10 protein-coding genes are annotated in these 12,059 nt (G+C 36.5%); all 10 read left to right on the forward strand.

What is annotated here, in order from left to right:
• Window positions 1-139: 139 nt before the first annotated feature.
• Window positions 140-541, forward strand: coding sequence for a MarR family winged helix-turn-helix transcriptional regulator (locus MT489_RS09360; protein WP_244681279.1), 402 nt, complete (start codon window positions 140-142; stop codon window positions 539-541).
• Entirely contained in the window at window positions 538-1,743 is a 1,206-nt protein-coding gene (locus tag MT489_RS09365; protein WP_244681280.1) for an MFS transporter, read from the forward strand. Before MT489_RS09360 ends, MT489_RS09365 begins: the two co-directional genes overlap by 4 nt.
• A 587-nt stretch (window positions 1,744-2,330) precedes the next feature.
• Window positions 2,331-2,570: a CsbA family protein gene (locus MT489_RS09370; protein ID WP_244681281.1), complete on the forward strand. Its 240-nt coding sequence runs from the start codon at window positions 2,331-2,333 to the stop codon at window positions 2,568-2,570.
• Window positions 2,571-2,711: 141 nt separating this feature from the next.
• Window positions 2,712-2,948: a DUF2164 family protein gene (locus tag MT489_RS09375; RefSeq protein ID WP_244681318.1), complete on the forward strand. Its 237-nt coding sequence runs from the start codon at window positions 2,712-2,714 to the stop codon at window positions 2,946-2,948.
• Between the two features lie 297 nt (window positions 2,949-3,245).
• A complete protein-coding gene (uvrB, locus tag MT489_RS09380; protein WP_244681282.1) occupies window positions 3,246-5,225 on the forward strand; it encodes an excinuclease ABC subunit UvrB in 1,980 nt (659 codons plus the stop codon).
• A 7-nt stretch (window positions 5,226-5,232) separates the two neighbouring features.
• Entirely contained in the window at window positions 5,233-8,118 is a 2,886-nt protein-coding gene (uvrA, locus tag MT489_RS09385) for an excinuclease ABC subunit UvrA (protein ID WP_244681283.1), read from the forward strand.
• A 244-nt stretch (window positions 8,119-8,362) separates the two neighbouring features.
• Window positions 8,363-9,529 (forward strand): DUF4097 family beta strand repeat-containing protein, encoded by a 1,167-nt coding sequence (locus MT489_RS09390; RefSeq protein WP_244681284.1) that lies wholly within the window; start codon window positions 8,363-8,365, stop codon window positions 9,527-9,529.
• Between the two features lie 20 nt (window positions 9,530-9,549).
• Window positions 9,550-9,906 (forward strand): phage holin family protein, encoded by a 357-nt coding sequence (locus tag MT489_RS09395; protein ID WP_244681285.1) that lies wholly within the window; start codon window positions 9,550-9,552, stop codon window positions 9,904-9,906.
• A gap of 363 nt (window positions 9,907-10,269) precedes the next feature.
• Entirely contained in the window at window positions 10,270-11,205 is a 936-nt protein-coding gene (hprK, locus tag MT489_RS09400; protein ID WP_244681286.1) for an HPr(Ser) kinase/phosphatase, read from the forward strand.
• Window positions 11,206-11,253: 48 nt separating this feature from the next.
• Window positions 11,254-12,057, forward strand: coding sequence for a prolipoprotein diacylglyceryl transferase (gene lgt, locus MT489_RS09405; protein WP_244681287.1), 804 nt, complete (start codon window positions 11,254-11,256; stop codon window positions 12,055-12,057).
• The last annotated feature ends 2 nt before the right edge of the window (window positions 12,058-12,059 follow it).

Genomic DNA, 12,059 nt, shown 5'->3' on the forward strand with positions numbered 1-12,059 from the left:
CCATCAGATGCTTGATTCGCCTGTGGAGTAAGGGTTTCACTCCAATCATTTAAGCGAAAATACTGTCTTGAAGTTTACAAATGTTTATTAATAAATTATAATTAATACTTACCTAGGTAAATAAAATGAGGTGAAAATAGTGAATCCATTGTTCCATGAAATTTTCCAAAAGACTCGTAATTTAAGTAAAGAATTGAATAACACGGTAAAGGAATTTGATTTATTTGCTGCTCAATGGAGTGTTTTATATATTGTTCAGCAAAACGGAGAAATGACGCTGACGCAAATATGGAAATATTTAAATGTGGAGGCACCGACTATATCAAGGACGGTCCAAAGGTTAATTGAGTTAGGATGGTTAACTGAAAAGTTTGGTGAGGATCGCAGAGAGAAGATGGTGAGTTTATCAGATGATGCTAAAAAAAAGTTTAAGGCGATTGAAGAAGCTGTTATAAATTTCGAAAGTCAATTTTTACAACATCTATCTGAAGAAGAGCAAAGTCAACTAATCATGTTACTTAAGAAAATGAAGAAAGGATGACATCTTTGGAAAAAAGAGAACCAATTTGGACAAAAACATTTATTAGTTTATTCTGTACCAATTTATCCGTTTTTAGTGTGTTTTATGGTTTAGTCACAACCTTGCCACTATATGCGCTTGAAAGCTTAAACAGGACAGATAAAGATGCCGGACTATTAATGACGATATTTCTTTTATCTGCAATAGTAGTCAGACCTTTTACAGGTAAAATACTAGATATTTATGGGAAAAGAAAAATGTTATGGATCAGTTTAGTATTATATTTAATTTGTACGATATTGTATGCTGTTGTTAAACCATTTTCTGGATTATTACTTTTGCGTTTTATACAGGGTATTTGGTTTAGCATTGCTACAACAGCAGGTGGATCTTTAGCGGCAGATAATGTGCCAATGTCTAGACGTGGAGCTGGATTAGGCTATTTTACAATGTCCACCAATTTAGCAGTTGTTCTTGGACCTATTCTTTCACTTTTAATTGTTCAAACCTTTTCATTTAATGCACTATTTATCGTTATGAGTTTGTTAATGGTTGTTGGTACTTCTCTATCTTTAACCATTCAATCAGATAAAAAGTTTGAAAAAAGTATATCCTCAAAAAGAGCTTTTTCCATTCATGACTTATTCGAAAAAAAATCCGTTCCTATTGCTCTGCTAAGCAGTCTAATTTCTTTCTCTTATGCTAGTGTCTTATCATTTTTGTCGATATATGCTCAGCAAAAACACATGTTGCATTTGGCAACTGTTTTTTATTTGGTTTATGCGTCTGCGATGTTATTGACTCGACCGTATACAGGTAGATGGTTTGATGAAAAAGGACCAAAATTTGTAATTATACCTGGTTTCATAAGTTTTTGTGGAGGACTAATTCTATTAGCCTTTATAAACTCATCTTATTTATTTTTACTATCAGGTATTTTAATTGGCTTCGGATATGGAGCACTTGTTCCAAGTCTACAAACTCTTTCTGTACAGGCAACCAGTCCGGAAAGAAGTGGATACGCTACAGCAACCTTCTTTACACTTTTCGATATTGGAATTGCAGCCGGTTCCTACATTCTAGGATTAATTGCAGTACATTTTGGTTATCAAAATGTGTATGTGTTATCGGGACTTATTGTTTTGATTATATTAGTGTTATATTTAGTTGCAGAAAAGAAAAAATCCTTGGTGCATAATACTGTTTCAGCTAAGGATATGTAACTGTTGTGAAAAAATTAGATCGAGCTTAATCACACGTTTAATTGACAAAAAATTAAGTAGTTAGTTAATAATGGATAATCCTACAGTAATATATGAGTTAAGTGATTTCAGCAACGATCCACGCGATTTCGTAGTAGAAAGGTAAGAAATCAAGTGATTCCAGCCAAGATCCACGCGTATTCGTAGCAGAAAGGTAAGAAACCAAGTGATTTCAGCCACGATTCAAGCGTATTCGTAGCTGAAAGGTATGAAACTAAGTGATCTCAGCAACGATCCATGGTTATTTGTAGCTTTTTTGCTAATATCCAAAGTTATTCGTGGTAGATTTGTTCAAGCAAAGTAAATTCTCAAATAATTTATAGCATATTCTTGACAAGTGATACGCTTTCTTTTGCAATTTAACGTAAACCATGTCAATCTTATTCCTATGAATTTTGATTCTTTCTGAAAAAGTTTAATCTATTGTCTTTTTATTAATAGGAGAATGCAAAAATTAGAAAAAAATCTCTCTTTTTATAAAAAAATCCTTGCTTTTTACTATTGTTTAAGAAAAACTGAACATATAGCTCGATGTGAGGTGTTTTTTTATGATTGATAAAATAATATCTGCCATTTTCTTACCTGTACTACTTATGATTTTTTTTACTAGAGTGACGTATAGCCGGACAGTTGGTTTTCTCCTAACGATTGCATTAATTATTGTATCGGCGTATAAAGGGTATATTCAGACATGGTGGTTAATTGTAATAGAAGCAGCCTCGCTGACAGTAGGCCTGTATGCTACCAATCAATTGAAAAGTAAAAAGAAAAATAATACATCAACGTAATACGGAGTAAGTCATCCACATCGTTTCAACGATGGATGCCTGACTCCATTTTTCATTTTGTAAAGTTTTCGTCCATATTAATTAGAACGACTAGGTCGCATATCAATATTAAAATAATTTTAAGGAGCGATTAATATGTTAATGCCTAGATTGACAGCAGAAAAAAAGCGGGAAATGATTCGAGAAATTCAAAACTATTTTTGGGAGGAACGCGGTGAAGAAATCGGTGAGATTGCCGCTGAAACGTGTTTTGAATTTATAAAAGATCGACTTGGACCTGTATTTTATAACGCGGCTATCCGAGATGCACGTGAAATAGCGGAACAAAGAATGCAAACTCTTGAAGAAGACCTATATGCCCTCGAAAAACAATTGTAATATAAACCAAATATATGTTCGCTTTTTGCTGGTTTTTACAATATAGGTTGTGGTAAAATATAATACATGATTAATTGCATATAAATGTTGTCAATAATGGTAGTTATATGTTTTCGGATAAAGCTTACTCGGTGATTTTTCCACAAAGTAAATTGGGGTAGAAGACACGATTCTTTTTATGAAAGAGGAAGTGCAGTAAGAGCTAAGTACCACCCGCTGAATGTTAGTGTCGGAGTGGAAAAAATCTGAGTTTTAACAGAGTCTTCAGATTAAAAGTGAGAGTAGGGGGCCGCCATTTTGAAAAATCAATTTGAAATTGTTTCGAAATATGAGCCTGCTGGCGATCAGCCGCAGGCTATTAAAAGCCTTGTCGCAGGTCTTCGGAGTGGGAAAAAGTATCAGACATTGCTCGGAGCAACAGGTACTGGGAAAACATTTACGGTCTCCAATGTCATCCAAGAAATTAACAAGCCAACCCTTGTTATTGCACATAATAAAACACTTGCAGGTCAATTATACAGTGAGTTTAAAGATTTTTTTCCGAACAACGCTGTCGAATATTTCGTCAGTTATTATGATTATTATCAGCCCGAGGCGTACGTGCCACAAACAGATACGTATATTGAAAAAGATGCGAGTATTAATGATGAAATTGATAAGCTTAGACACTCGGCAACATCTTCATTATTCGAACGCAGAGATGTAGTCATCATCGCCAGTGTATCATGTATTTACGGTCTCGGTTCGCCTGAAGAATATAGGGAGCATGTTCTCTCATTAAGAACTGGAATGGAGATTGAAAGAAATCAACTTTTACGCAAGCTTGTTGATATCCAGTATGCTCGTAATGATATTGACTTTCAGCGCGGGACATTTCGAGTACGTGGTGATGTTGTAGAGATTTTCCCAGTGTCTCGAGATGAACATTGTATCCGCGTTGAATTTTTCGGAGATGAAATTGATCGTATAAGGGAAGTAGATGCTCTTACTGGGGAAATCATTGGTGATCGTGAACATTCAGCTATTTTCCCTGCTTCTCACTTTGTTACAGGAGAAGAAAAATTATCAATCGCGATTGAAAATATTGAAAAAGAATTGGAAGAACAGCTTGCGATTATGCGTGCGAACGATAAACTTTTAGAGGCTCAAAGACTTGAACAACGAACACGCTATGACCTAGAAATGATGAGAGAAATGGGCTTCTGTTCGGGAATTGAAAACTATTCCCGTCATTTAACTCTCAGACCAGCAGGAGCGACTCCTTACACATTACTAGACTATTTTCCGGACGATTTTCAAATTATTATCGATGAGTCTCACGTGACGCTTCCGCAAATTCGTGGAATGTATAATGGGGACCAGGCAAGAAAACAAGTACTTGTCGATCATGGATTTCGATTACCCTCGGCTTTAGATAACAGACCACTTAAATTTGAAGAGTTCGAGAAACATGTTCATCAAGCTATATTTGTTTCGGCGACTCCAGGTCCATATGAACTTGAACATACTCCTAAAATGGTTGAGCAAATTATTCGTCCGACAGGCTTACTTGATCCGAATATTGATGTTAGACCAATCGAAGGCCAAATAGACGACCTACTAGGAGAAATAAATGAACGTGTAGCACGTAATGAGAGGGTACTCATTACGACCCTTACTAAAAAAATGTCCGAAGATTTAACAGATTATTTAAAAGAAATAGGGGTAAAAGTTCAATATTTACATTCTGAAATAAAAACACTTGAACGAATTGAGATTATTCGTGAATTAAGAATGGGTACGTATGATGTCCTTGTAGGAATTAACTTATTAAGAGAGGGTTTAGATATTCCTGAAGTTTCTCTCGTCGCTATTCTTGATGCAGATAAAGAAGGGTTCCTTCGTTCAGAACGTTCGCTTATACAAACAATAGGACGTGCAGCTCGTAACGCTAACGGACATGTCATCATGTATGCCGATAAAATGACAGATTCGATGGAAAAAGCCATTACGGAAACGAAGCGCCGTCGTGCAGTACAGGAAGCTCACAATAAAAAATACGGCATTACACCAATGACAATTCAAAAAGGTATACGAGATGTTATTAGAGCAACGGTTGCTGCAGAGGATACCGAAGAATATGCAGCAGCTGTAAAAACGAAAAAGTACACGAAAAAAGAAAAAGAAAAGCTATTGATTACGATGGAAAAGGAAATGAAAGAAGCAGCAAAAGCGCTTGATTTTGAACGTGCAGCTGAGCTGCGTGATGCTATCTTGGAGTTAAAAGCGGAAGGATGAACATATAATGGCACAAGATAAAATAATCGTGCAGGGGGCAAGAGCCCATAACTTAAAAAATATTAATGTCACTATTCCAAGAGATAAACTTGTTGTATTAACTGGCTTATCAGGTTCAGGCAAATCTTCCCTTGCCTTTGACACGATCTATGCCGAGGGACAAAGGAGATATGTAGAGTCTTTATCTGCTTATGCTCGTCAATTCCTTGGTCAAATGGATAAACCTGATGTAGATGCCATTGAAGGTCTTTCACCTGCTATTTCAATTGATCAAAAAACAACGAGCAGGAACCCAAGGTCCACAGTAGGTACTGTTACCGAAATATATGATTATTTGCGTTTGCTCTATGCTCGAGTAGGGAGACCAATTTGTCCAGTTCATGGGATTGAAATTACATCGCAAACGATTGAACAAATGGTTGATCGAATAATGATTTATCCGGAGCGAACAAAGCTCCAAGTACTCGCCCCTATCGTTTCAGGCAGAAAGGGAACCCATGCGAAAGTGTTTGAGGATATTAAAAAGCAAGGTTTTGTTCGCGTAAGAGTTGATGGGGAAGTATATGATCTAGGTGATGATATTGCACTTGAAAAAAATAAAAAGCATTCTATTGAAGTTATCATCGATCGTATTGTTGTAAAAGCAGGCGTTGAAACGAGACTTGCAGATTCATTGGAAACAGCACTTGGTCTGGGAGAAGGAAAAGTAATTATTGATGTGATGGGAGAAGAAGAATTACTTTTTAGTGAAAATCATGCCTGCCCGGAATGTGGTTTTTCGATAGAGAAATTAGAACCTAGAATGTTCTCTTTTAACAGTCCATTCGGTGCATGTCCAGATTGTGATGGTCTAGGGTCAAAACTTGAAGTGGATCCTGATCTAATTATCCCAGACTGGTCACGTTCGTTGAATGAGGATGCTATTGCCCCATGGACTCCAATCAGTTCACAATATTATCCGCAGCTATTGGCCGCTATTTGTAAGCATCATAGAATTAAAATGGATATTCCAGTACAAGATTTGCCAAAAGAAGATATGCAGAAAATTCTTTACGGAACTGGTGATCAAATAAAATTCCGATACGAAAATGATTTCGGTCAAGTTCGTGAAACGAATATTAGGTTTGAAGGAGTAATCCGTAACGTTGAGCGTCGTTTTCACGAAACAAGCTCTGATTATATTCGTGAACAAATGGAAAAATATATGGCACAGCAGCCATGTCCGCGATGTAAAGGTCATAGATTAAAAGAAGAAAGTCTGGCAGTTAAAATTGAGGGGCGCCATATTAGTGAAATCACAGGACTTTCTGTTGTCGAAGCAGATCAATTCTTTTCTAGATTGACTTTATCAGAGAAAGAAATGCAAATTGCCAAACTTATTTTAAGAGAAATTGAAGAACGCTTAGGATTTCTAGTGAATGTCGGATTAGATTATTTAACGCTAAGCCGCGCAGCCGGAACCTTATCAGGTGGTGAGGCACAGCGAATAAGATTAGCAACTCAGATTGGTTCAAGATTAACAGGTGTTCTATATATATTGGATGAACCATCAATAGGCTTGCATCAAAGGGATAATGATCGACTCATTAGTACATTGCAAAATATGCGAGATATCGGCAATACACTTATTGTAGTCGAACATGATGAGGATACGATGCTAGCTGCAGATTATTTGATTGATATTGGGCCAGGAGCTGGCGTCCATGGGGGAGAAATTGTCGCTGCAGGTACTCCTGATGAAGTAGCGAATAACAAGGCATCCCTTACTGGGCAATATTTATCAGGTGAAAAGTTCATTCCACTACCTACTGAACGAAGGAAACCGAATGGAAGATATCTAGAAATCAAAGGTGCAAAAGAAAACAACTTGAAAAACGTAAATGCTAAATTTCCTTTAGGACTTTTTATTGCAGTTACTGGAGTGTCTGGATCAGGAAAAAGTACGTTAATCAATGAAATCCTTCATAAAAGTCTTGCCCAGAAGCTTCATAAAGCAAAGGCAAAGCCTGGAGCTCATAAGGAAATTAAAGGCATTGAAGAGTTAGAGAAGGTTATCGATATTGATCAATCACCAATCGGACGTACACCAAGATCAAACCCTGCAACTTATACTGGCGTTTTTGATGATATTCGTGATGTATATGCATCGACTAATGAAGCAAAAGTCCGTGGTTATAAAAAAGGGCGTTTTAGTTTTAATGTAAAAGGTGGTCGTTGTGAAGCATGCCGAGGAGACGGAATCATTAAAATTGAGATGCACTTTTTACCAGATGTGTATGTACCATGTGAAGTTTGTCATGGAAAAAGGTATAACAGAGAAACGCTGGAAGTAAAATATAAAGGGAAAAATATTGCAGAAGTCCTCGATATGACGATTGAAAATGGACTTGAATTTTTTGAAAATATTCCAAAAATCAGCCGAAAATTGCAAACAATCGTAGATGTAGGTCTTGGATACATGAAGCTTGGACAGCCGGCTACAACATTATCAGGTGGAGAAGCGCAACGAGTTAAGCTTGCATCTGAATTGCATCGTCGTTCAAATGGACGTTCATTATATATATTGGACGAACCAACCACGGGGCTCCACGTTGATGATATTGCAAGGTTGCTTACAGTATTGCAAAGACTTGTTGATAATGGAGATACAGTGCTTGTTATTGAACACAATCTTGATGTCATTAAGACAGCAGATTATATCGTGGATCTTGGACCTGAAGGCGGGGATAAAGGTGGAACGATTATCGCAAAAGGAACACCTGAGAAGGTGGCTGAGAGTTCCGAGTCATATACAGGAAGGTATTTAAAACCAATCCTAGAACGTGATAGAGAGCGTATGAAAAAAAGAATCGCCGAGCAAGAACAAGTAGAAGAACTCGTTGCTAAACATTAACATTATAATTCAGAAGAAATTCTAAGTTCTTTTATCAAATTGGGGAAGCTGGAGGCATATAAAAAGGGGTTGGGAGACCTCGCAAGCGGCGTTTATTGCGTGAAGCTCCCAAATGCCCAAAAGCGACTCTGAAGCGGCAATTTAAAGCAGGATTTAATTAGTGGAAACCAAGTACCAATTAAGTGAAACTAAAGCTGTTTCGTAATCGTATTACCTTTTATAACGGATAAGGAGGAAGTCGAAAATGAATCAGGAAAGAAAAAAAATACTTGAATTGGTGCAAAAAGGAAAATTATCTGCCCAAGAAGCTATTATCCTGCTAGAAGCGCTAGAAGACGGCGGAAATAATGCTTCAGTTAGCGAAACAGAGCAAGTAAAAACGACACCCCAGCCCCAGCAATCAGAAAAAACATATGATGAGGACTTTAGTGAATCTCAATCTTCTGAAAAACAAGAGCAAGAAAAAACAAATAAGGAAGATTCATTTTATACCCAGTTAGAAAGTGCTGGAGAGAAAATCTTTGATTTTGTGAATAACGCCTTAAACAAAATAAAACATTTTGATTTTCAATTTAATCAATCTGTGGATGTTCCTCATACGTTTCAACAAGCTGATACGGGAATTGAAAGAATTGAAGTAGATGTAGCGAATGGGCCAGTTAGACTTGTAAGCTGGGATCAATCTGAGATTCGTATCGAATGTCAAGCCAAAGTTTATCGGTCTGAAGACAGAGAAGATGCAAGAAATTATTTCATTGAAAACACAGTATTTACAGTTGAAAACGAAATGCTTATTTTTGCTACTCAATCGAAATGGATGAGAGTAGAAACAGTGGTATACATTCCGAAAAAACATTATAAAAAGATTTCCGTTCGAATTTTTAATGGTGGACTGACAAGTGAAGAGTTAGAAGCCAAATACTTAACAGTAAAAACAACGAATGGCAAGATCGAACTTACTAATATTGAAGGAGAAAAGCTTGATATTGATACGGTAAACGGACAGATCAAACTTTCAAATTCAAACGCTTTACAATTGGAAGCTGAAACTGTAAATGGAGCAATCGAAGCGATAGGTCAATTTGAAAATGTCGATCTCCAATCCTTTAATGGTAATATTGCATGTACACTTACAGAAAATAATACTAATAAATTTGAAGCTAAGGCAGTTACAGGCAATATTAAGTTGATTGTGCCTGGCAATTCAACTGTAGATGGCGATGTTCGTTCAAATTTAGGAAACTATAAGCTTGATTTAGATGGCATCGATGTTATGCATGAAAAGAAAGAAATCATACAGAAACAAGTGAAATTTAAAAGGACTGGTACAGACGATCATGTTATTCATGTGCTTGCAGATACGAAAACTGGGTCTGTCAATATAGGAGAGGCGAAAACAACGGTCGTCTGATTGAGAGAGTGGGGATATAGATGAAATGGATTATTGGTATACTGATTAATGCCCTATTATTTATTGCATTTGCTGGATATTTTGAGGGCTTTCAAGTATCAAGTTTTGGAGCGGCTGTAGGGGCTAGTATCGTTCTGTATTTTATTAATATGCTTGTAAGACCGCTTCTTGTCATCCTTACTTTACCTGTTACCATTCTTTCTCTTGGATTATTTTTGTTTGTCATTAATGCATGCACGTTGTTAATAACAGATGCCATCATGGGAAGTAAATTTGATATATCAGGTTTCGGGCTAGCATTACTGATTGCGATCATTATGTCTATCGTCAACTTAATTATTCATAAAACAGTGATTGAACCAAAAAAAAGAAAATAAATTTCTCATTATGCCTCACTTATCCATAGGTGAGGCATTTTATTTTCATTTTTGTAAATTGTTCCAATGTGATAGTGAAAGGCTTAAACCAATGATAATCACAATAAAAATAGTTCGGAGGGTAGAGATTCCAATTAAATAAGTGATAGAATAATAAAATGAGTGTAAGTTTTCATTATGCTCTTTTCTTGATCATTGTTCGAAATGCGTATTCAAAAAGAATAATTCAACTAAGAAAAGAGCTACTAACTTCATGAGAACCGCTTATCCTAATCTTTAGGTGTAAAAGCCGGTTTTGAGGCTTTTATTAAAGCAATATTCTTTTGGAAAGCAGCAATTCATTATGCAATGGGAGTGATTGAGTTGGCGAAAGTCCGAACAGAAGACATAATAAAGCAATTTGACTTACAATTAATTAGTGGAGAGGAAGGAATTCATAAACCAATCACCACTAGTGATATTTCGCGCCCAGCCTTAGAACTAGCTGGCTTTTTTAACTACTATCCTGCTGAGCGGGTTCAACTTCTTGGAAGAACAGAAATAGTTTTTTGTGAAGGGCTTCCATCACATATAAGAAAAGAACGAATGGAAAGGCTTTGTAATGATACAACACCTGCAATTGTTGTATCACGGGGGCTTGAAATCCCAAGTGAATTAATAGAAGCTTCAGAGCGATATAGCGTTCCTCTTATGCGTACAAATATGAAAACGACACGTTTTTCAAGTAAGCTGACGAATTATTTGGATGGCAAATTGGCTCCAACTACAGCTGTTCATGGAGTACTTGTAGACATTTATGGGATAGGTGTTTTAATTACAGGACAAAGTGGTGTCGGAAAAAGTGAAACAGCACTTGCGCTTATTAAACGCGGTCATCAGTTAGTTGCAGATGATTGTGTTGAAATTCGTCAAATAGAAGAAAATTTACTCGTTGGAACGCCACCGGATTTACTTGAACAACTTTTGGAAATTCGTGGAGTGGGCATCATTAATGTAATGACGCTTTTTGGCGCAGGTGCCGTTAGACCGAGCAAAAAAATTACTCTAACTGTCCATTTAGAGACATGGGATGAAAATAAGCATTATGATAGAGTAGGGCTTGACGAAGAAACTATTAAAATTATAGATACCGAAATAACAAAACTCACTGTACCTGTGAAACCTGGTCGTAACTTAGCTGTTATTATTGAAGTAGCTGCGATGAACTTCCGTCTAAAGAGGATGGGGGTAAATGCAGCACAACAATTTACCGAGCGACTAGCCCAAGTTATTAAAGATGGGGACGAAGGTATTGTTTAATAAACATTTTTAAGTAGCTATTAATCATAATAAAAAGGAGTTGAAAATATGAATATTGAACCGATTAACCCGGTTGCATTTAAACTTGGAACCTTTCCTGTTCACTGGTATGGAATTATTATCGGAATAGGAATTGCGGTAGCATTGTTTCTGGTTGTACGTGAAAGTGAAAGACGCGGACTTCATAAAGATACTTTTCCTGACCTTTTAATATGGGCCATTCCAATTGCAATTATTTCTGCTCGTATATACTATGTTGTTTTTGAATGGGAACATTACTCACAACATCCCGAGCAAATTATTCAAATTTGGGAAGGTGGAATCGCGATACACGGAGCTCTTATAGGTTCCGTTTTAACAACGATTATTTATGCAAAAAGAAAAGGTCTATCCTTTTGGAAATTAGCTGATATCGCTGCACCAAGTATTATAATTGGACAAGCGATTGGACGCTGGGGAAACTTTATCAATCAAGAGGCACATGGCGATGTGGTTTCAAGAGCTTTTCTAGAAAATTTACATCTCCCACAATTTATCGTTGATCAGATGTATATTAATGGTGAATATTATCATCCTACTTTTTTATATGAATCTGTTTGGGATCTTATTGGCTTTATTATTCTAATGTTATTAAGAAAAGTAAATCTTCGTAGAGGAGAAATGTTTTTAACGTACGTAATTTGGTATTCAATCGGCCGGTTTTTTATTGAAGGACTACGTACGGATAGCCTCATGCTAACAAGTGGTTTAAGAATGGCTCAAGTTCTTTCTCTCGTATTAATAGTTGGTTCTATCATTATATTGTTTTATCGTCGAAAAAAAGGACTCGCTGATGAAAGGTATTTGGATTAAGG

Source organism: Lederbergia wuyishanensis, from assembly GCF_022900255.1.
GTDB classification, from domain to species: Bacteria; Bacillota; Bacilli; order Bacillales; family Bacillaceae_C; genus Lederbergia; species Lederbergia wuyishanensis.

Coding starts and splice junctions, on each gene's coding strand:
- MT489_RS09365 (WP_244681280.1), top strand. CDS start 538: ATGACATCTTTGGAAAAAAGAGAACCAATTTGGACAAAAACATTTATT.
- MT489_RS09370 (WP_244681281.1), top strand. CDS start 2,331: ATGATTGATAAAATAATATCTGCCATTTTCTTACCTGTACTACTTATG.
- MT489_RS09375 (WP_244681318.1), top strand. CDS start 2,712: ATGCCTAGATTGACAGCAGAAAAAAAGCGGGAAATGATTCGAGAAATT.
- uvrA (WP_244681283.1), top strand. CDS start 5,233: ATGGCACAAGATAAAATAATCGTGCAGGGGGCAAGAGCCCATAACTTA.
- MT489_RS09390 (WP_244681284.1), top strand. CDS start 8,363: ATGAATCAGGAAAGAAAAAAAATACTTGAATTGGTGCAAAAAGGAAAA.
- MT489_RS09395 (WP_244681285.1), top strand. CDS start 9,550: ATGAAATGGATTATTGGTATACTGATTAATGCCCTATTATTTATTGCA.
- lgt (WP_244681287.1), top strand. CDS start 11,254: ATGAATATTGAACCGATTAACCCGGTTGCATTTAAACTTGGAACCTTT.